Source organism: Metapseudomonas boanensis (assembly GCF_018704125.1).
GTDB classification, from domain to species: domain Bacteria; phylum Pseudomonadota; class Gammaproteobacteria; order Pseudomonadales; family Pseudomonadaceae; genus Metapseudomonas; species Metapseudomonas boanensis.
Genome location: NZ_JAGTIS010000005.1, coordinates 15,468 through 36,067, shown reverse-complemented (window position 1 = coordinate 36,067; position 20,600 = coordinate 15,468). Strand labels below are relative to the sequence as shown.

Sequence of the window (20,600 nt, the reverse complement as noted above, 5' to 3'; positions counted from 1 at the left end):
TACCTGGAAAGACCATGAACGTCCTGATCGTACACGCCCATCCCGAACCCCGATCCTTCAATGCCGCCATGAAGAACCTGGCGGCCGACCTGCTGCGCGAGCAGGGCCATGAGGTAATGGTTTCCGATCTCCATGCCCAGGGTTTCAACCCGGTTGCCACGGCAAACGACTTCGGTACCCGGGCCGATGCGGAGTACCTCGTCTACGCACTCGAGCAACGTCACAACCACGGCAACGGAACCCTGGCCGCCGACATCTGGGTGGAACTGGATCGGATCAAGTGGGCGGACCTGATCATCTTCAACTTCCCGATCTACTGGTTCGGCATGCCGGCGATCATGAAGGGCTGGATCGACCGCGTGTTCGTCTCCGGCTACTGCTATGGCGGCAAGCGCATCTACGACCGGGGCGGCCTCAAGGGCAAGAAGGCGATGCTCTCCATCTCGCTGGGAGGGCAGCGCCACATGTTCGGTCCGGGTGCGGTGCATGGCGAACTGGCCACCCTGTTGCAACCCATCCAGCGCGGAATGCTGGCCTATGTCGGTCTCGAGGTGCTTCCACCCTTCGTGGCCTATCACGTTCCCTACATCAGTGATTCCGATCGACGGGACTACCTCGAACAGTTCCGCCAGCACCTGCTGACCCTTCACCAGCTTCCCGCGCTGGAGTTCCCGTCGCTGGAGGATTTCGATGACACGCTCAGGCCAAGGAATGCCCTGTGATCGGCCCATCGGTTCAATCCGCCGGCCAACGCGCCGTGCGTTGTCTTTCTCAATGAGGTATTGATCGAAATGGCGTCCAAAGCCTTTATCAAGGGGTTCCGTCATGAGCTGGCCAACCGTGCCTTCGCTTTCCTGGCCATCGACCGGATGGCCGAGCGGTTTGCGGGCCATGAGCACGGATTGTTCTGGAAGTCCTACCTGGACCTGGAGGCGTTCAATCGTCCTCGCTACGCACTTGCCGCCAGACGATGGGGGCAGGGCACCGCGCCCGGGATATTAACCAGACTGAAGGCCCTGGCCGTTTCCTCGTTGCCCGCAAGGCTGCATGGACCGTTGCTGAGGCTCATCTACCGCGAAACCCTGAAGTACCTCGAATGGCTGAAAAAGCTGCGGCGACAAGGGCCGGCGAATGCCAAGCGGTTCCTGGAGTACATGGTGGAGCAGGAGGAAGTGCAGCTTGAAATGATGCGACTGGCATTGGCGGGCCGCTATGCCGAGATCGCGAGCTGCGCCGACGACTTCTTCCTCAAGTACAACGGCTCAGTGCGATTCTTCGATGACGGCGAGGCTGGCACACCTTGTTGATGCGGCGTCCTGACCGCCCGCTGCGTTGGGGGCGAGTGGCGAATGGCGCATGTTCGCCAGCAAGCTGGCTCCTACAGAGAGAGTACCGGCTATCCGGCTGTCAACTCGCATCTCCCCCAGATCCCGTGATGAACCTTTTTTCGCGGGTCCGCATAACGATGGCGGACCTTCCAGCCCCGCTCTCCCACCGTTTGTCCCCCCCCGCCCCACTCCTCGCTTGAAACCGTGGCGAGTCGATCTACCGTCTACGTGGAACCGCATGGAAGCGCCTGTCTCTGGAGGTAGCACATGCAAAGCTCTGCGAGGTTGACCCGCCTCATTCAAAAGGGGATCGAGGTAATCAAGAAAGGGCCGGCGCGGCTTGACTTCAAGGTCTGGACCGGATTCGCTTTGACCTCCGCGGGAATTCTGCTGGCCGCTCAGGTGGTTCGATCCAACTCGGAGGTCGTCCTGACCCCGTTGGAGCAACTTGGCAAGAAGCTGTTCTTCGACAACATCTCGCAGCCGGCGAAATCGCAGTCTTGCTCCACCTGCCACTTGCCCGATGCCGGGTGGACCGGAGGCGTTGCCGGCGTCAACTTGCATGGGGCCGTCTTTCGCGGCGCCGACCGGCATACCTTCGGGAACCGCAAACCACCGAGTTCGGCTTACGCGACGTTCAGCCCGCTGTTCCAGCTGGCGAATCCGGCCACCGGGAGGTTCGTCGGTGGTACCTTCTGGGACGGCCGCGCGACGGGCGAGTTGCTCGGAAACCCGGCCGCTGACCAGGCGCTAGCCCCTTTCCTCAACCCTGTTGAGCAGAATAACCCGACCCGCGAGGCCGTCTGCGAGCAAGTCGCCAGGTCGCAATACGTCGCGCTGTTCGAGCAGGTCTGGGGGGCGGGTTCGCTCGACTGCAGTACTGGCGGGATCGAAGGGACCTACGCCCGGATCGGCCTATCCATCGCCGCATACGAAGGCTCACGGGAGGTCAGCCCCTTCAGCTCGAAGTTCGATGCATACTTCACGGCGTGCCTCGAAGCTGGCAACGCTTTCGCCGCTTGTGGGCGTCCAGCGGAGGGCGACAGGAGCGTTCTGGACCCGAGGGGAATCCTCACCGACAAGGAGTTCCACGGGCTCACCAAGTTCGGACAACACTGCTCGGCCTGTCACGTGAGCCATATCCCGGGGCCCAACGGAGAGCCACCGCTTTTCACCAGCTTCGGCTTCGCGAACATCGGCACGCCGAGGAACCCGGAAAACCCGTTCTACGACATGGACACGGAGTTTCTGGACGATGGGACGCCCATCAATCCACTGGGCGAGGACTTCGTCGACTTGGGCTTGGGCGCCTTCCTGCGCACCCGGCCGGAGTGGGCTGCCCTGGCTGAGGCAAACGACGGGAAGTTCAAGTTTCCGACTGTGAGAAACGTTGATCAACGCCCCGGCGTCGGGTTTCCGAAGGCCTACATGCACAACGGTGCTCTCCGGACACTCGAAGAGGTAGTCCACTTCTACAACACTCGGGACATTCCGTCCGAGAACTGGCCGCCACCCGAGGTGCCCCAGAATGTCACGCGAGGAAATTTCGGCGGCGTCCCCTTGGGCAACCTTCAGCTCGACAAAGAGGATGAGGACGCCATCGTTGCTTTCCTCAAGACCCTGTCGGACGGCTTCGTCAACGATCGCAATAAGGGGGGAACCCAATAGCCGGCCCTTCGTCAAGACCGAAACCATGCATGCCCTGCCGTTGCTTGTCGGCAGGGCATGTTCGTTTCCAAACCTGATTGGTTGATCCGGTCGAGTCCGTTTCCTCATTCCTGGCTACGACCGAGTCGCGCCTGTCACCCATATGGATCAAGCGGCAAGGCTGGCCCTACTGCTTACCGCCCTGGCGGTAATCCACCCCAGAAAATGTTGGTGCCGCCGAAGTGTCCGGGTGCGGTCACAGACCTGCATAGCAATAGGGGACGACGATTAATTTCGCTTCTGCTTGATCATTCAAGCCAAAACCGTGGTCTGTTCCCTACTGATTAATGGGTGAATCGCCCGGGTCGAGCCTGCGTCACCATCGAAGTGAGCTCGATCGCATTTCAGCGCGCGGGCGCCTTACCCTTTGAACCCCTTCGCCACCAGATAAACCTCCCTCGACCGTGGCCGCGACGACTCTGGTTTGCGTATCACCACCTTCTCGAATGAGGTGCGAACGTCCTTCAGAAACTCGTCCGAGCCTTCGCCCTGAAAGACCTTGGCCACAAAGTTGCCATTGGGCTTGAGCACCTGCCGGACCATATCGAGGACGAGTTCGACCAGATACATCGAGGAGGCCTGGTCAGCGGCAGCGACGCCGCTGATATTGGGGGCGATGTCGGAGATGATCAGATCGGGCTGGCTGCCGTTGAGCTTGTCGAGAAGCTGTTGGAACACGGCGTCGTCGGTAAAGTCGCCCTGAATGAAGTCGACGTTATCCAGCGGGTCCATCGGCAGAATGTCGCTGGCCAGAACCCGTCCCTTTTCGCCCACGAGACGTCCGGCCACCTGCGACCAGCCGCCGGGAGCGGAGCCAAGATCCATGACCAGCATGCCGGGGCGTATCAGCTTGTCCTTCTCGTTCAGCTCGATCAGCTTGTAGCTGGCACGGGAACGTAAGCCATCCTTCTGAGCCTGTTTGACGTAGGGGTCGTTGACGTGTTCATCCAGCCAGCGACGGCTGCTTTTGGATCGTTTCATGATTGAGCCAACCACGGAAATCAATGTGAGGAGCGGACCAACGCACGGGACAGAGGGAAAGCTGTTGGACGCAAAGTGGCGGCGATTATAAGCCGATAATAATGCTCAGGTTAAATCCGCGGGGCAGGGATCGCACAGCGCCGACCCACACGGCGCTTTACGGAGAACCATCATGCCAGGCCTGACAGGGGCGGGCGGTGGCGGGTACAATTCGCGCCTTACTTCCTTCTTCTGTTCTTTCCTTTGCCGGAGTCACCGGCCAGGATTACCGCCATGATTCGCATCACCGAACTGTCCCTGCCCCTCGATCACTCCGCCGATGAGCTGCGCAAGGCCATCGTCAAACGCCTGAGTATCAGCGACGCCGATCTGCTGAACTTCACCGTGTTCAAGCGCAGCTACGATGCCCGCAAGAAGAACAGCGTCATCCTATTCATCTACATCATCGATCTGGAGGTCCGCGAAGAGGCGGCAATCCTGACGCGCCTTGCCGATGACCAGAACGTACGTCCAGCCCCGGACACCCAGTACTATCCAATAGGACAAGCGCCAGGCAACTTGAGCGAGCGGCCGCTGGTCGTAGGCTTTGGCCCCTGTGGATTGTTCGCAGCGCTGCTGCTCGCGCAGATGGGGTTCAAACCCATTGTGCTGGAGCGCGGCAAGGATGTGCGCCGCCGCACCAAGGATACCTGGGCACTGTGGCGCAAGAAGGTCCTGACCCCGGAGTCCAACGTGCAATTCGGCGAGGGCGGTGCCGGCCTGTTCTCGGACGGCAAACTCTACAGCCAGATCAAAGACCCCAAGTTCTACGCCCGTAAGGTGATGCAGGAGTTTGTACGCGCCGGCGCTCCGGAAGAGATCATGTACGTGAGCAAGCCGCATATCGGCACCTTCCGTCTCACCGGCGTGGTATCCGCCATGCGCGAGGAGATTATCGCCCTCGGCGGCGAGGTGCGATTTGAAAGCAAGGTTACCGATCTGCTGATCGACGATGGCCAGCTTGAGGGCGTGGTGCTGGCCAGTGGTGAAACAATCCGCAGTCGCCATGTGGTGCTGGCGCTGGGCCACAGCTCCCGCGATACCTTTCGTATGCTGCACCGGCAGGGCGTGTTTATCGAGGCCAAACCCTTTGCCGTGGGTTTTCGCATCGAACACCCGCAAGGCATGATCGACCAGGCCAGACTGGGCAAATACGCCGGCCATCCGGAGCTCGGCGCTGCCGACTACAAACTGGTGCATCACGCCAGGAATGGCCGCGCCGTCTACAGCTTCTGCATGTGCCCCGGCGGCACAGTGGTGGCGGCCACGTCCGAGCCGGAGCGCGTCGTTACCAACGGCATGAGCCAGTACTCGCGCAACGAACGCAATGCGAATGCTGGCATCGTCGTCGGCATCAATCCGGAGCAGGATTTCCCAGGCGGCCCGCTGGCCGGAGTGGAGTTCCAGGAGCGTCTGGAGTCCCGCGCCTATGAATTGGGCGGTAGCGATTACTGCGCGCCCGCGCAATTGGTGGGCGACTTCATTCGCGGAGTGCCGTCGACCGAATTTGGCGAGGTGGAACCCTCCTACAAACCCGGCGTGCGCCTGGGCGATCTTGCGCCCTCGCTGCCGGAGTATGCGATCGAGGCCATCCGCGAGGCGCTGCCGGCATTTGGCAAGCAGATACGCGGTTTTGATCGCGATGACGCGGTGCTCACCGGTATCGAAACCCGCACCTCTTCCCCAGTCCGCATCACCCGCGACCACGAGACATTGCAAAGCCTCAACCTGCGAGGCCTGTATCCGGCCGGTGAAGGCGCCGGTTATGCGGGGGGCATCTTGTCGGCGGGCGTGGATGGCATCAAAGTCGCCGAAGCGGTGGCCAAGTCGCTTCTGTCCGATATACAAGTGCAGAGCAACTGAGCGCCGCATTGATGAAGCTCGATGACATTAAAAAACTTCACCAGAAAAAGTACCGGGCCGAGTTCGGTCATTTTCTGGTGGAGGGCGAACATCTGTTGCTGGAATTACAAAAAGCGGCCTTGCAGAATCCGCTGCTACAGCGCAGTCAGCTGTATGTAACCGGCGCCTACGAGCACTGGCAAAGCCCATTTGAAACCCATGTGATCAATGACCGCCAAATGGCGCAGATCGCCGACACCAAGACACCACAGGGAATCATTGCGCTGGTGCCAATGCCGGCGACAGCCGCGCCGGTTTCTGCACCCGCTGGTAACGAGCGCGCCATTTACCTGCATGAGATTCAGGACCCGGGCAATCTCGGCACCATCCTGCGCACGTTGGCGTGGTTCGGTAATTTCCGCTGCCTGCTCAGTCCCGGCAGCGTTGATCCGTATAACCCCAAAGTCGTGCGCTCCAGCATGGGCGCCATTTTTCATGCGCCCATGGAACTGGATGTGGAATTGGATTCCTTACGCACGCGCTTTGAGCGCATTGCCTGTCTGGATATGAATGGCGACCGCGTCCAATCCGCCAGTTTCAAGACGTTCGATTGTTATCTGTTCGGCAACGAAGCACGCGGCGTGCCCCGCGAGCAACTGATCGCACTCAACGCCCAACCTTTTACGATTTCCGGTTGTGGCGCCATCGAATCGCTGAACCTGGCCGCGACAGTCAATATGTGCGCGTACGAACTGAACAGATAGCGGATCAGGGAGCCGTTCTCTGGTTTGGAAATCCCGCTCAATCCCAGGTCTCTCAAAGACCCGGGATAGTTCAGCCACTCGTCAATGGCCGCTATGGGCCCAGGCTGTGTAAAAACTCCTACTTCATTCGCCGACGCGACCGGAAGCCCACGCTCTGCGGCAGCATCGGTCAGTTCCCGCTGATGAATCACGAACTCAGCGAGCACGACGGTTTCGTGATCATCACCGCCGATAGCCAAAGCGGCATGGTCGACATCCACGACCGCAAGTGATGGTGTTTCCTCCCGACCTTGCCCAGGAATGGCTGGACCCAACCACGCCCAAAGAGCGCGCCGAGGCGATGATCTTGCACCAGGGCGAGCCGTCCGAAATCTTCGAATGTTTCCCGGTCAGCAAGGATGTGGGAAACCTGCGCAATGACCTACCCGGCTTGATCGAGCCGATCGGCCATCCTCTCGTCCAGGTGCCCAACGCCATCCTGCATCATGTGCTGCGCTTAAATGGACAGCTGATCAGGTGGAGGATCACACCATGAGTACAGACCCGAATGTCCGCACGCCCGATCCGAAGCCCCAAGGCCCCAGCAAGCCGCCGGAGACAGTTCCGGCTCCGGACGTTAAGCGTATGAGCAACAACGCACCCAGCAAGGACAAGCGGCCGGACGACTGGGAATAGGTTGCGAAATTGCGTCTCGCGTGGCCATCCATGTTCGTTCCCACTGACCACTGCTTGCATGACCAGAGGCCGCCAAGAAAGCGAGATGACGCTTCGCTGAAAAAAGCGTGCGAGTCGATTCGAGCTTTCTGCCAGAACGTTGTCGATAGCCTGCTCGCTGTCGCTAGATACAACGTGGCATGACGGGCCACATTCTGTCGGTAAGGGGCAGTCGCAGAGACTCACGAGGTCTTCGCCTACCCCTTGCTTTTCGTGCTTCCCACGCAAGCCCGTCTGTCAGTTCGAGCCGATAGCCCCTTATTGTTCTATTCACCTACGGCGCCCAGTCCTTCCCTGCCAGAGAATCGCAGCTGTCCCTTTTTAGCGTATCCATAGTGGTGGAGTTGCCAGCCTGAGACGGGGTCATCGTCCAAACACGGTCGTAGGCTGTTTGTGCATAAATCAACAACGGCCGTTTAAGATATTGAACCTTTCCGAGTCGGCCGATTGATAAAAAACGTTATAAAACAGTTAGTTAAAGGTGATTTCCGTGAGTGTATGGCCATTATTTTGGACGGGTGGCGGTCATATTGTTTGACATATTTAACGGCTCTGGCAGTCTATTGGGCAGGTTTCGACCGTGAATCGGCATTCAGGCTGCGTTTGCGGCAGTGCTCGGAACCTCAGGTAGCGCCAGCCTGGAGCGGCGCGCCTGCACAACAACGACAGGCTGCGCTTGTCTCAAGGTGATATATGTCCAACAGCAACATTGGCAATAAGAATCAGAAACTCCGTAAACCAGTCGTCCTGATGTCCATGGGTGCCCAGGAACGCAAGGGCCATGACTATCAGGTGATGACCCACAAATACATCGTCCCATTGGTTGAGCTGGCAGATTGCGTGCCAGTACTGGTACCGACCTGCTGCGGTACCGACGACCTCGAGCAATATCTGGATATGGCCGACGGTGTCTATCTGACTGGCGCCGGCAGCAACATCGACCCTGCGCTCTACGGCCAGGAAAACGAGACTCCCGAAAAAGGCCAGGACAGGGATCGCGACCTGTTCGACCTTCCCCTCATCCGCGCTGCAATCGCTCGTGGCCTGCCGATCTTTGGCATCTGCCGCGGTATGCAGGAAATCAACGTGGCGTTGGGCGGTGACATGTATCAGAAGCTGTATGCCGAGCCTGGCTTCAATGACCACCGCGAAAACACTGAAGACCCCGTGGACGTGCAATACAGTGCTGTCCATGGCGTCCGCCCGCTGCCGAACAGCTGGCTGCACAAGCTTCTGCAAGCCGATGAAATCCGCGTCAACTCACTGCACGGCCAGGGCCTGAAAAACCTCGGCAAGGGCATTGAAGCCATTGCGTTCGCCGAGGATGGTCTGGTCGAGGCGATCCACGCGCCAAGCATTTCGCCGTTCCTGTTCGCGGTGCAATGGCACCCGGAATGGCAGGCTGCACAGAACCCCGACTCGGTGAAACTGTTCCAGGCCTTTGGCGAAGCATGTCGCCAACAGGTGCGGGATAAGTCGCAAGGGAAGGCATTCGATACCGCCGCATAACGCAGCGACTTATCGGTGAAAAGCCCGGCTCGAGAGTCGGGCTTTTTTGTATGTGCTGTGAAACGCTCTTTCCATCACCGACCGTTCGACGATTGCATCGACGTCGGGAGGATGCACAATGCCGTGATTTTCGTGCAGCAGACGGCGGATGGAACGAACAGTGGCGAGCCACCCTAAAGGACAATCCCATGCTCAGCGCTGAGCTCAAGGCCTTCTACATGGTCGCCCGCCTGGGCAGCATTACCCAGGCAGGGAAGAAGCTCGGTCTCAGCCAGCCCACGGTGACCACGCAGATCCGCCATCTGGAAAGCCAGTACGGCGTGGAGCTGTTCCATCGTGGTGGCCGGCGGCTGGTGGTGAGCGAGGAAGGCGCTCGCCTGGTACCAATGGTTAAGAACCTGCTGCAACAGGAAGCCGACATTGAGTTTTTCCTGCGTAATTGCGGCCAGGTCCAGGGCACGCTGCGCATCGGCGCGACGGCACCGTATTACATCCTCGACCTGGTGCGCAGCTTCCGTGAGCGCTTCCCGCAGACGGACGTGTCGGTAGAAATTGGCAATTCCCAACAGGTGATCGAGGCCCTTGAAGAGTATCGCGTCGATCTCGCGGCTTCCTCCCAACGTCTGGACGACGCCCGCCTGACCCGTGTGGTCCTCGGCAGCGACCCACTGGTGCTGGCTGTGCATCGTGAGCATCCGCTGGCCAAGTGCAAATCCGTGGGGTTCGACGCCCTGAAAGGCCATTGCCTGCTGATGCGTGAGCCGGGATCGACGACCCGCCAGCTCACCGAGGCGATGCTCAAGGAGGCCAGCATCGGCATTGGACCGTTGCTGGAGATCGGCAGCCGCGAGTCCATACGCGAGGCGGTGATCCGCAACCTCGGCATCAGCATCATCGCTCGCCATGAGGTGCCGGATAACCCGGACTTGTGCGTGCTGGAGCTCAAGGGTGCGCCCTGCATCGATGAATATCTCTATTGCCTGAAGGAGCGGCGCCAGGCGCGGCTGCCCGCGGCGTTCCTGGCGTTGGCGCGGGAAGGCACCGAGCGCTAAGACGACTGTAGGATGGGGCGGGCCGCGCAGGCAGAGCGCAGCGATATCCATCGTTGCGGTCCTGATGGGTACCGCGTTGCTCCACCCATCCTACGTTCATGGCTATGCCGCTCGGACAAGCGCCGAGCTGGTCGGCTGCACGCAAAGTCATCAGGCGCGAGTCACCCCTCTCCTGTTCAGGGAGAGGCGGCGGGGGAGGGCCGCCACATCCCAAATCCACCAATGCCACTATCGGCGTACTTGGGTTAACCGCCATCTAGTCTTCGCATTCCGTCCCTAGCATCTACCTCGTCCTGTCGTGCCCTGCCGCACGCCAACCGCTTACGAGGTACCGCCATGAACCCCGCCCAGCACGCCGCCCCGCATTTGCGGGTGCGCGACATCCATAAACGCTTCGGCCATTTCACTGCCTTGGGCGGTGTTTCGCTGGATACCGATAAAGGCGAACTGGTGTGCCTGCTCGGGCCCTCCGGGTGTGGCAAGACCACGTTGCTGCGCTGCATCGCCGGCCTCGAGCAGCAGGACAGCGGCAGCCTGCACATTGGCCAGCGCGACATTTCGCTGTTGCCGCCGCAGGCCCGTGGTTACGGCATCCTGTTCCAGTCCTATGCGCTGTTTCCCAACCTGACCGTGGAGCAGAACATTGCCTATGGCCTGGCCGGCAGCGGTCGCGAGCAGGTGCGTAATCGAGTGGCAGAGATGCTCGAACTGGTCGGCCTGGCTGGCAGCGAAAAGAAATTCCCCAGCCAGCTCTCCGGTGGTCAGCAACAACGCGTGGCCCTGGCTCGCGCCTTGGCACCGGCGCCTTCGCTGTTGCTGCTCGACGAACCCATGTCGGCGCTCGATGCCCGCGTGCGCGAGCACCTCTGCACCGAACTGCGCCAGCTACAGAAACGACTGGGCATTACGACCCTGATGGTGACCCACAACCAGGACGAGGCCATGCTGATGGCCGACCGCATCGCGGTGATGAACCAGGGCCGCGTGGAGCAGTACGGCACCCCGCAGGAGATTTATCGTCAGCCGGCCACGCCCTTCGTTGCCGAGTTCGTCGGCCAGGGCAACTGGTTGCCGTTCGAGTCCCGCGAGCGTGGCCTGGCTCAGGTCGGCGCCCTCAGCCTGCGCTTGTCGGAGCAGGCAGGCCCTGCCCAGCGCGGTCGCCTGTTCTGCCGCCCGGAGGCCGTTGCCATCAACCCGGCCGATGCGCAGGACAACCGCTTCCGCGCCCAGGTGCGTGAGATCACTTTCCTCGGCAACCGTTGCCGCATGAGCTTCGAGCTGGAGCAACTGCCGGGTCATGCGCTGCTCGCTGAGCTGGATCCCGAGAGCATGCCGCGCCTGGGCTCGCCGGATATCTGGGTGGCATTGCCGCCGCGCAGCCTGCAGGTGTTCGCCTGAGATGGGCAGCGTCATCAAGCTCGAAAAAAACCAGGCCAGACGCGCCGTGCGAATCGACCTGGGTGACCGCCTGTTCGTCCAGGGCGGCAAGTTGCTGCTTCTGGCTGTTCTGACCCTGGCCGTGCTGATGCCGCTGCTGGCGATCTTCTGGCGTGGCTTCAGCGGCGAGGCCGGGCAGGGCGGTGGTCTGGTGGCGGCGAGGGAGCTGCTGGCCAGCGCCAACTTCCACTGGTTGCTGGGCAACAGTCTCAAGGTGTCGCTGAGCGTTGCCGCCATCGTGGTGCCGCTGGCCTATCTCTTTGCCTATGCGCTGCAACGCACGCTCATCCCGGCCAAGGGCCTGTGGCGGGGGATCTCCCTGCTTCCACTGCTGGCGCCGTCGATGCTGCCAGGCATTGCGCTGATTTATCTCTTCGGCAACCAGGGCCTTCTGCGCGACTGGTTGCCGGACAACATCTACGGTTACTGGGGCATCGTCCTGGGCGAGGCCATTTACACCTTTCCCCATGCGCTGATGGTGTTGCTCTCGGCACTGTCGATGGCCGACGCGCGCTTGTTCGACGCGGCTGCCAGCATGGGCGCGGGGTCCTGGAAGGCCTTTTGCAGCATCACCTGGCCGGCGACCCGTCAGGCGGTGTTCGCCGCCTTCTGCCTGGTGTTCACCCTGACCATCACCGACTTCGGCGTGCCCGTTGTCGTCGGTGGCGACTACCAGGTGCTGGCGCTGGAGGCCTACAAGGCCGTGGTGGGGCAGCAGCAGTTCGGCCGTGGCGCGCTGATCGGCATGGTCCTGCTGCTGCCGGCGCTGCTCAGCTTTGGCGTGGATGCCTGGCTGCGCCGCCGCCAGGGCGAGGCCATGAGCGGTCGCGCCCAGGTGTTCCATCCGGCCCCGTGCAAGCAACGTGATGCGTGCTTCCTGGCCTTGGTGGTCCTGGTGTGCGCGGTACTGCTGCTGGTGCTGGGCATGGCCGTGTACTCCTCGCTGGTGAAGTTCTGGCCCTACAACCTGTCGCTGTCGTTGCGTCACTACGCCTTCGAGGAAACCGCCGGCGGCGGCTGGCTGGCCTACCGCAACAGCCTGACCCTGGCCACCTGTACCGCCCTGTTCGGCAGCGTGCTGATCTTCACCGGTGCCTACCTGATGGAGAAGACTCGCGGCCAGGCCTGGCTGAACCAGGCGCTGCGCCTGCTCAGCTTCGTGCCCATGGCGGTGCCTGGCCTGGTGCTCGGCCTTGGCTATGTCTTTTTCTTCAACCTTCCGGGCAATCCTCTGCATGCGCTCTACGGCAGCATGACCCTGCTGGTGGTGTGCTCCATCGCGCACTTCCTCACCACTGCGCAGATGACCGCCACCACAGCATTGCGCCAGCTGGATGGCGAGTTCGAGGCCGCTGCGCTGTCGCTCAAGGCGCCGCTGTGGCGCCACTACCTGCGGGTGACGGTGCCGATTTGTCTGCCAGCGCTGCTGGATATCGTCCGCTACCTATTCGTCTCGGCCATGACCACGGTATCCGCCGCGATCTTCCTCTACAGCCCGGACAGCATCCTCGCCGCGGTCGCCGTGCTGAACATGGACGACGCCGGCAACGTCGGCGGCGCGGCTGCCATGTCCACCCTGATCCTGCTCACATCCGCCGTGGTTTCGCTGCTGCTGGCCTGGACCTCGCGCGGCCTCGTGCGTCGTTCCCAGGCCTGGCGGCGAGGCGCCTCGGCGACCACCTGAATAATCACTCGAGCACTGACTATCCCGACAAGGAGCTTCACCATGTTCAAACGCCTCGCCCTCGCCGCTGCCGTTGCAGCCGGCTTCAACTTCCAGGTCCAGGCCGCTACCGAGCTGACCGTCTACACCGCCCTGGAAGCCGAGCAGCTGTCCGCCTACAAGAAGGCCTTCGAAGCGCAGAACCCGGATATCGAGATCAAATGGGTGCGTGATTCCACCGGCATCATCACCGCCAAGCTGCTGGCCGAGAAGGGTCGTCCGCAGGCTGACGCGGTGTGGGGCCTGGCCGCTTCCAGCCTGGCCATCCTCGATGCGCAGGGCATGCTGGAGAAATACGCACCCAAACACCTGGACAGCATCGGCGCCAACTACCGCGACGCCGCCAGCCCACCGGCCTGGGTCGGTATGGACGTGTGGGCCGCCACCATCTGTTTCAACACCGTCGAAGCCGAGAAGCTGGGCCTGGAAAAGCCCATCAGCTGGCAGGACCTGACCAAGCCCGAATACAAGGGCAAGATCGTCATGCCCAACCCCGCCTCCTCTGGCACCGGCTTCCTCGACGTCAGCGCCTGGCTGCAGACCTTCGGCGAGAAGCAGGGCTGGACCTATATGGATGGCCTGCACCAGAACATCGGCCAGTACGTCCATTCCGGATCCAAGCCCTGCAAGCTGGCCGCAGCGGGGGAGTTCCCCATCGGCATCTCCTTCGAATACCCGGCTGTACAGCTGAAGCGCCAGGGTGCCCCGTTGGATATCGTGCTGCCGAAGGAAGGTCTGGGCTGGGAAATCGAAGCCACCGGCATCGTCAAGGGTACTGACCAGTTGGAGGCGGCGAAGAAGCTCGCTGACTTCTCCTCCAGCCCTGCCGCCATGGAGTTGTACAAGGAAAACTTCGCTGTCCTCGCTGCCCCCGGCATCGCCAGGCCGCAGACCGAACTGCCGGCCGACTACGAACAGCGCCTGATCAAGAACGACTTCGCCTGGGCCTCGCAGAACCGCGACCAGATCCTCGCCGAATGGCGCAAGCGCTACGACGGCAAGTCCGAGAAGCTGCCGCAGTAATGAACCGACCTGGCCCCTTGCTCGTCTGGCCCCTCTCCTTTCGGGAGATGGGTTGGGGTGAGAGGGGCTGGGCCTCACTCGATTCCAAGGAGTAGCCATGCCCCTGCAAGACACCGATTTCGCCATCGTCGGCGCCGGCATCCTCGGTCTGTCCCATGCCTACGCCGCCGCCCGCCGAGGTCTGCGCGTCAGCGTGTTCGAGCGTAGCGCCACACCTTTGGGCGCCTCGGTACGCAACTTCGGCCAGGCCCTGGTCACCGGCCAGCCGCCGGGGCCGATGCTCGCTATGGCGCGCGACAGCCGCGAAATCTGGGCGCGCTGGGCGCAAGGAGCCGGTTTCCACCTGCGCCGTAATGGCTCGCTGCTGTTCGCCCGCACCCGGGCGGAAGAAGAATTGCTGGAAGCCTTCTGCGAGGTTCGCGCCCCGGAGTACGGCTATCGCGTGGAGTTGCTGCGCGGTTCACGTCTGCTTGATCTCTACCGCGGCCAGTTCAGTCACCACCGCGCTGTGCTGCATGGGGTGGACGACCAGCAGCTTTATTCCCGTGAGGCCATCCCGGCACTGGTGGAGTACTTGCAAAGCGAACACAGCGTTGAGTTTCACTTCTCGACCCTGGTGCGCGACGTCGAGCCGGGACGTCTCCATACCACCTTCGGCAGTTGCCGTGCCGAGCAGATCCTGGTGTGCTCCGGCCATGACTACCAGACCCTGCTGGCCGAGCAGATCGCGCCATTGCAGCCGCAGGTTTGTCGCCTGCAAATGCTGCGTGTGCGCCCCGAACAGGATTTCGGCCTGGCCCATGCCGTGCTCACTGGCCTCAGCTGTGTGCATTACGGTGCTTTCGCCGACCTTCCGGAAGCGGAGGCGATCCGCGAGCAGATCCAGAACCAGCAGCCCGAGTTGGAGGAGCACGGCATCCACCTGCTGGTCAGCCCTACGCCCCATGGCGAGCTGATCATCGGCGATTCCCACCACTACGGCAGCGACGCTTCGCCATTCAACGCCGAGGCAGTGGACGACATCATGCTCGACCTGGCCGAGCACACCCTGGGCACCCGCCTGCAGGTGTTGGAGCGTTGGCAGGGCGTCTACGGCTCACGCGGGCCAGGGCCGTTTTCCGTGCTCAGGGTTGCGCCGGGTGTGACTGCGGTGCTGATGCATACCGGCGTGGGGATGAGCGTGGGGCCGGCGCTGGCGGAGCGGGCGGTGGCGACGTTGCTGGGGTGAGGCTCCTTTCGCTCTCTCTCCCAGCCCCTCTCCACGTCAGGGAGCGGGGAAGGGGGAGAGGGACCGGTCCTCCATCCCATGCTCCCGCTCGACCAGCGCCACACGTGTCCTGAACGCCCGATACCACTCCTCCCGCCCGCGCAGTTGCGCCACCCGGTGTTCCGCCTGCTCGCGCCAGGCACGGATGGCTTCTTCGCTCGCCCAGTAGGACACCGTGATACCCAACCAATCGGCCCCGCGCGCCGATTCCACACCGAGAAAGCCCGGTTGCTCGCGCGCCAGTTCCAGCATGCGTTCCGCGGTGGTGGCGTAATCCTGCTCAACGTCACTGCGCAGTGAGGTGAATATCACGGCGTAGTAAGGCGGCTCTGGCGTGCAGGCGATCATGCTGCCACCCGGGAGGCGCAGGCATCGATGAAGGCCGACACCAGGGGCGGCGTGCGGCCGATCAGCGCAGCGCGTTCCGGCTGGAACAAGGTGGCGACGAAAAAAGGGTGATCGTCCAGTTCCACGGCGCGCACCGTGCCGCTGGAATCGGTAGCGGCGACGCGCAACGGTCCGTCGGTGAGCTGGGCGCGGTATTCAGGATTGAGGCCATAGCCGCAGAAATACCCCTCGAACGCATAGGGCGCGTTGTAGGCGTTAGCCACTCGTGTGCCGGCCTTCAGCACCACCAGTTCCAGGGTTTCCCGCAAGGCGCAGACCAGAGGCGAAATCACCGGGCGAGTCGCCTCGGGGAAGCTTTCGGCGTGATCGGCATCCTGCCAGCCGAGTACGTTGCGCGCATGTTCCAGCACGGCATGCTGGAAGCCGCCGCAGGTACCGAGAAAGGGCAGGCGCTGTTCGCGTGCGTGGGTGATGGCGCGCAAGGCGCCTTCAGTGTCGCGGTATGGACTGCCGGGTACGCACCAGAGGCCGTTGAATCCATCGAGCGATTCTTCAGCCAGCGTCTCGGTTGGCATCCAGACCACATCCAACGTCACGTCGGAGGCCAGGGCGGCCTGCTCAAGGGCGCGGGGAATGGCGCGGTGAGCGGTAATGCTGGCGTCATGGTCGCCAACCAGGCCAATTCGCAAGGAGCGGCGCGACTGGTACGAATCCTTCATCGAAAGTCCTCGGTTGGAGGGCGCAGGTTGCGCCATTGAGGACGGACTATATAGTTGCGCAAAGGCAATAAAAATTGGCGATTCAGCAAGGAGCAATTGCGCAAATGCAATACAGGATCGACTACGCGGACCTGTCCCTGGTACTCGCCCTGGTTCGCGGCGGTACCCTGGCGCGAGCCGCTGAAATACTGAAGGTGGACGTGTCGACAGTGTTCCGTTCGTTGCGCCGGCTGGAGCAGGCACTGGGCACCGTCCTGTTCGACAAGAGCCGTGCGGGCTACCTGCCCAATGCCGCAGCGCAGTTACTGGCCCAGCAGGCGGAACAGGCCGAAAAGGCCCTGGACGCGGCGCGCCTGGGACTGGAGCAGGGCCGTGAGGCCGTCAGCGGCACCCTGCGCCTGACTTGTACCGACTCTGTGCTGCACGGTCTGCTCCTGCCGGCCCTGGCGCGCTTCATGCCCGACTACCCGGCGCTGGAACTGGAACTGACCACCTCCAACGATTTCGCCAACCTGAGCCGTCGCGATGCCGACATCGCCCTGCGGCTGACCACCACGCCGCCGGGCCATCTGGTGGGCCGTTGCTTGGGCGCGGTGCCCTATGTGCTCTGCGCGGCGGAGCGTTACCTGGCGCAGCAGGCCAGCGATGACCCGGCGCAGATGACCTGGGTTGCGCCGGACGATTTCCTGCCCAACCAGCCCAGCGTGGTCTGGCGTCGTCAGCACTACCCCGAGGTGCAACCCTCCTTCCGCTGCAACAGCATGTTTTCCGTCGCGCAACTGGCGCGGGCGGGGCTCGGCGTAGCGGCGCTGCCAGAGTTCCTCGTGAGCCAGGGCGATGGCTTGCGCGTGCTGGAGGCCGACCTGCCTGGATGCGCCAGCGCACTTTGGCTGCTGACCCGTCCGGACTGCCGGGCACTACGCTCGGTGATCACCCTGTTCGAAGAGTTGGGACGGCACATCCGGTTGCCGAGCGCCCTGGGTGGAAACGGCTAACCTGAAATCTGCACGTGATGTCGAAGTGCCGTTCAACCAGCCAGCAGCCCCCTGGAGGGCGCCATGACCAAAGCCATCATCGCCATCATCGTAGTCGCCATCGTCGGCGTGCTGGGCTACGCCGCGATCCGCCCGGACAGCTTTCGCATCGAGCGCAGTGCGACCATCGAGGCCCCGCCGGAAAAGGTCTTCCCGCTGATCAACGACTTCAAGCGTTGGAAGGCCTGGTCACCCTGGGAAAAAATCGACCCGGCCCTCAAACGCAGCTATACCGGGCCGAATGAAGGGGTTGGGGCTGCCTACTCCTGGCAAGGCGTCAACGAGGTGGGGACCGGACGCATGCAGATCATCCAGAGCACTCCGCACTCGCGCATCGAAATCAAACTGGACTTCGAGAAGCCGTTCGAAGCGCACAACATCGCCGAGTTTTCCTTGACGCCAGCGAACGGTGGCACCCATGTGACCTGGGCCATGCACGGACCCTCACCCTACATGCATCGCCTGATGCAGGTGTTCTTCGACATGGACGATATGGTGGGTGGCAAATTCGATCAGGGCCTGACCAACCTCAAGGCCGCCGCTGAACAGTGAGCTCGACCGTTTGGCTGTTCGCAGGGCTGTGGGGCGATGGGGGGCTATCCTTTATCCGTCCAGGCGGCGAATGCCGCTTTTCGTGGGGGCGAATTCATTCGCAAAGCAGGCCAACGGCCTGCCAAAGCTCACCATATGGGGCGGCTGCGCGACCCTTTGCGAATGAATTCGCACCCACAATCGAATCAATCGACGCTGTCGATTTCCGCCTCCGCCAATCGACCAATGGGTGTCAGTACCCCGAACGCCACCCCGAGGATCGAACCATGAAATACCTGTGCATGATCTACATCGACGAACGCAAACTGGCCGCGCTGCCCAGCAGCGAGTTCGACGCCATCGTCAACGAGTGCCTGGACTACAGCGAACAGCTCAAGGCCAGCGGGCACTATATCGGCGGCAATGCGCTGGAGTCGGTGCAAAGCGCCACGACCCTGCGTCATCAGGGCGGACGGGTGACCATGACCGATGGTCCGTTTGCGGAAACCAAGGAGCAGCTTGGTGGTTTCTATATGATCGAGGCCCGTGACCTCAATGAGGCCCTGCAGATCGCCGCGAAGATCCCGCCGGGGCGACTGGGCAGTATCGAGGTGCGGCCGATCCGCGAACCGGACGCCCGGCCGGCCTTCGCCACCCTCGAGGCCGCGTCCTGACTCCAGGCACCGCAGGCCAGGAAGGCAGCTGATGCAGGACGAAAACCAAAGCCATTGGCGCGAGCGGGTCGAGGCGGTCTATCGCAGCGACTCGCGCCGCGTGCTCGCCACCCTGATCCGCCTGCTGGGCGACTTCGACCTGGCCGAAGAGGCCTTGCACGACGCCTTCATCGCTGCGGTGCAGCAGTGGCCGCGCGATGGCATGCCGGCCAACCCCCGGGCCTGGCTGGTATCGGCCGGACGCTTCAAGGCCATCGATAACCTGCGCCGGCGTGCCCGCTTCGATGCCTCTCAGCGCCTGCTGGCGGAGCAGTTGGAGGAAGCGGCCACCGCCTTCGAGGAGGGCGAGGATGTGGAGGACGACCGCCTGCGGCTGATCTTCACCTGTTGCCACCCGGCATTGCCCGCCGACGCCCAGGTGCCCCTGACCTTGCGTGAAGTGTGCGACCTGAAGACCGAGGAAATCGCTCACGCCTTCCTCAGCAGCCCGGCCACCATCGCCCAGCGCATCGTGCGCGCAAAGGTGAAGATCCGCGACGCGCGTATTCCTTACCAGGTGCCCTCGCTGGCCGAGCTTCCGGAACGCCTGGATAACGTGCTGCGGGTCATCTACCTGGTGTTCAACGAAGGCTACTCGGCCTCGTCCGGGGAGACACTGGTGCGCACTGATCTATCAGCCGAGGCCATTCGCCTGGCACGTTTGCTCCTGGAACTGCTGCCGGATCCTGAAGTGATGGGGCTGCTGGCGTTGATGCTATTGCATGATTCACGTCGCGCGGCCCGGACCACTGCTGACGGCGAGCTGGTGCTGCTGGACGAACAGGACCGGACCGTATGGGACCGTGCGCAGATCGCCGAAGGCCTGGTCCTGGTGGCCCAGGCCTTCGCTGCTCGGCGTGTCGGTGTCTACCAGTTGCAGGCGGCCATCGCTGCCGTGCACGCGCAGGCCCCTGATGCCGTGCGGACCGACTGGGAGCAGATCGTCGGCCTTTATGACGTGCTGCAAAGGTTGACGCCCTCGCCAGTGGTCGCGCTCAACCGCGCTGTGGCTGTTGCCATGCGCGATGGTGCCGAGGCCGGCCTGGCGGAAGTGGATGCCTTGCTCGAGGCTGGCGTATTGCAGGACTACCACCTGGCCCACGCGGCCCGTGCCGACTTGTGCCGGCGTCTGGGACGCAAGGCCGAAGCCCGTGTGGCTTACCAGAGTGCCCTGGCGTTGATCCGCCAGGCGCCGGAGCGGCGCTTCATCGAGCGGCGCCTGCGCGAGCTGGACGACTGACGTCACCACCCGTCGGGTTGGCTCTGACCGTTGTCGATCCACATGTCCGGTGAACGACAAGGGGTGAAGCTGCTGGCTGATGCCGGCAGGGCCCGACACATGGAAACGGAGAACGACAATGAACAGCGAAACCCAGAAGGCAACTGCCGAACTCGACGTGCATGAACTGTTCAATAAGTGGCTGAAAGCGGCCCGCGCCAAGGACGTGGAGGGCGTGGTGGCCTGCTACGCGCCGGACGTGGTCGCCTATGACGCCATTCTGCAATTGCAGTTCAAAGGCATCCAGGCCTATGCCCAGCATTGGCGCAACTGCATGGAAATGTGTAGCGGTGACGGTGTCTTCGAGCCCAGCGAACCGACCATCCTGGCCGATGCCCGCGTGGCCTTCCTGCACTTCCTCTGCCGTTGCGGCGGAATTGAGGATGGCGTGGAAAAATCCAGTTGGATGCGTGGCACCCAATGCCTGACCAAGCGTGGCGGGCAGTGGATGATCGTCCACGAGCATTTCTCCGCGCCCTTCGATATGGAAAGTGGCAAGGCATTGTTCGATGCAAAGCCTTAAGCGAAGACCCCGCTCCCTCCCGAAGAGGGCTGGGGTGAGGGATGGTGGGCCCAAGACATCCCTGACG

Annotated in this window: 20 protein-coding genes and 1 pseudogene; 18 read left to right on the top strand and 3 right to left on the bottom strand. The window is 62.3% G+C overall.

The window, feature by feature from the left end:
• The first annotated feature begins 14 nt into the window (after nt 1-14).
• The 3 genes from J7302_RS11230 (at nt 15) to J7302_RS11220 (ending at nt 2,996) form a co-directional block, all read left to right on the top strand.
• Nucleotides 15-722: an NAD(P)H-dependent oxidoreductase gene (locus J7302_RS11230; protein ID WP_215373941.1), complete on the top strand. Its 708-nt coding sequence runs from the start codon at nt 15-17 to the stop codon at nt 720-722.
• A 69-nt stretch (nt 723-791) separates the two neighbouring features.
• Complete coding sequence (locus J7302_RS11225) at nt 792-1,307, top strand: hypothetical protein (protein ID WP_215373939.1); 516 nt, start codon at nt 792-794, stop codon at nt 1,305-1,307.
• 288 nt (nt 1,308-1,595) lie between these two features.
• On the top strand, nt 1,596-2,996 hold the full coding sequence (locus J7302_RS11220) for a cytochrome-c peroxidase (RefSeq protein ID WP_215373936.1): 1,401 nt from the start codon (nt 1,596-1,598) through the stop codon (nt 2,994-2,996).
• 399 nt (nt 2,997-3,395) lie between these two features.
• On the opposite strand, the gene rlmE is transcribed toward J7302_RS11220, so the two are convergent.
• Nucleotides 3,396-4,016 (bottom strand): 23S rRNA (uridine(2552)-2'-O)-methyltransferase RlmE, encoded by a 621-nt coding sequence (rlmE, locus tag J7302_RS11215; protein ID WP_215373934.1) that lies wholly within the window; start codon nt 4,014-4,016, stop codon nt 3,396-3,398.
• 273 nt (nt 4,017-4,289) lie between these two features.
• Here rlmE and J7302_RS11210 point away from each other — a divergent pair, with 273 nt between their 5' ends.
• The 10 genes and pseudogenes from J7302_RS11210 to J7302_RS11165 all read left to right on the top strand — a co-directional run bounded on the left by J7302_RS11210 (nt 4,290) and on the right by J7302_RS11165 (nt 15,347).
• The gene (locus tag J7302_RS11210) at nt 4,290-5,918 is read left to right on the top strand and encodes an NAD(P)/FAD-dependent oxidoreductase (RefSeq protein ID WP_215373932.1); all 1,629 of its coding nucleotides are present in this window, start codon (nt 4,290-4,292) and stop codon (nt 5,916-5,918) included.
• 11 nt (nt 5,919-5,929) lie between these two features.
• Nucleotides 5,930-6,661 (top strand): TrmH family RNA methyltransferase, encoded by a 732-nt coding sequence (locus J7302_RS11205; RefSeq protein WP_215373930.1) that lies wholly within the window; start codon nt 5,930-5,932, stop codon nt 6,659-6,661.
• Between the two features lie 95 nt (nt 6,662-6,756).
• Nucleotides 6,757-7,196 (top strand): annotated as a pseudogene (locus tag J7302_RS11200) (SOS response-associated peptidase family protein); the annotation flags it as partial.
• Nucleotides 7,193-7,336 carry a hypothetical protein gene (locus J7302_RS11195; protein ID WP_215373927.1) on the top strand — a complete coding sequence of 48 codons (144 nt, stop codon included), beginning with the start codon at nt 7,193-7,195 and terminating at the stop codon, nt 7,334-7,336. The pseudogene J7302_RS11200 and the gene J7302_RS11195, both read left to right, overlap by 4 nt.
• A 732-nt stretch (nt 7,337-8,068) precedes the next feature.
• Nucleotides 8,069-8,884 (top strand): gamma-glutamyl-gamma-aminobutyrate hydrolase family protein, encoded by an 816-nt coding sequence (locus J7302_RS11190; protein ID WP_215373925.1) that lies wholly within the window; start codon nt 8,069-8,071, stop codon nt 8,882-8,884.
• Between the two features lie 188 nt (nt 8,885-9,072).
• Nucleotides 9,073-9,936, top strand: a complete 864-nt coding sequence (locus tag J7302_RS11185) for a LysR family transcriptional regulator (protein ID WP_215373922.1) — start codon at nt 9,073-9,075, stop codon at nt 9,934-9,936.
• Nucleotides 9,937-10,272: 336 nt separating this feature from the next.
• On the top strand, nt 10,273-11,334 hold the full coding sequence (locus J7302_RS11180) for a putative 2-aminoethylphosphonate ABC transporter ATP-binding protein (RefSeq protein WP_215373920.1): 1,062 nt from the start codon (nt 10,273-10,275) through the stop codon (nt 11,332-11,334).
• A gap of 1 nt (nt 11,335) precedes the next feature.
• Nucleotides 11,336-13,057: a putative 2-aminoethylphosphonate ABC transporter permease subunit gene (locus J7302_RS11175; protein WP_215373917.1), complete on the top strand. Its 1,722-nt coding sequence runs from the start codon at nt 11,336-11,338 to the stop codon at nt 13,055-13,057.
• Nucleotides 13,058-13,099: 42 nt separating this feature from the next.
• Nucleotides 13,100-14,119, top strand: coding sequence for a putative 2-aminoethylphosphonate ABC transporter substrate-binding protein (locus J7302_RS11170; protein WP_215373915.1), 1,020 nt, complete (start codon nt 13,100-13,102; stop codon nt 14,117-14,119).
• A 97-nt stretch (nt 14,120-14,216) separates the two neighbouring features.
• Nucleotides 14,217-15,347, top strand: coding sequence for a TIGR03364 family FAD-dependent oxidoreductase (locus J7302_RS11165; RefSeq protein WP_215373912.1), 1,131 nt, complete (start codon nt 14,217-14,219; stop codon nt 15,345-15,347).
• 36 nt (nt 15,348-15,383) lie between these two features.
• On the opposite strand, the gene J7302_RS11160 is transcribed toward J7302_RS11165, so the two are convergent.
• Together J7302_RS11160 and J7302_RS11155 are read right to left on the bottom strand one after the other, a co-directional pair.
• A complete protein-coding gene (locus tag J7302_RS11160; protein WP_215373910.1) occupies nt 15,384-15,734 on the bottom strand; it encodes an antibiotic biosynthesis monooxygenase family protein in 351 nt (116 codons plus the stop codon).
• Complete coding sequence (locus J7302_RS11155) at nt 15,731-16,453, bottom strand: CTP synthase C-terminal region-related (seleno)protein (RefSeq protein ID WP_215373908.1); 723 nt, start codon at nt 16,451-16,453, stop codon at nt 15,731-15,733. Before J7302_RS11155 ends, J7302_RS11160 begins: the two co-directional genes overlap by 4 nt.
• Before the next feature lie 104 nt (nt 16,454-16,557).
• Between J7302_RS11155 and J7302_RS11150 the strand changes: the two genes are divergently transcribed.
• From J7302_RS11150 to J7302_RS11130, 5 genes are all read left to right on the top strand, one after another.
• Nucleotides 16,558-17,448 (top strand): LysR family transcriptional regulator, encoded by an 891-nt coding sequence (locus tag J7302_RS11150; protein WP_215373905.1) that lies wholly within the window; start codon nt 16,558-16,560, stop codon nt 17,446-17,448.
• Between the two features lie 63 nt (nt 17,449-17,511).
• Entirely contained in the window at nt 17,512-18,039 is a 528-nt protein-coding gene (locus J7302_RS11145) for an SRPBCC family protein (protein ID WP_215373903.1), read from the top strand.
• A gap of 266 nt (nt 18,040-18,305) precedes the next feature.
• The gene (locus J7302_RS11140) at nt 18,306-18,692 is read left to right on the top strand and encodes a YciI family protein (RefSeq protein ID WP_215373901.1); all 387 of its coding nucleotides are present in this window, start codon (nt 18,306-18,308) and stop codon (nt 18,690-18,692) included.
• Between the two features lie 31 nt (nt 18,693-18,723).
• The gene (locus J7302_RS11135; RefSeq protein ID WP_215373898.1) at nt 18,724-19,971 is read left to right on the top strand and encodes an RNA polymerase sigma factor; all 1,248 of its coding nucleotides are present in this window, start codon (nt 18,724-18,726) and stop codon (nt 19,969-19,971) included.
• A gap of 118 nt (nt 19,972-20,089) precedes the next feature.
• The gene (locus tag J7302_RS11130; RefSeq protein WP_215373896.1) at nt 20,090-20,533 is read left to right on the top strand and encodes a YybH family protein; all 444 of its coding nucleotides are present in this window, start codon (nt 20,090-20,092) and stop codon (nt 20,531-20,533) included.
• Nucleotides 20,534-20,600 lie beyond the last annotated feature (67 nt).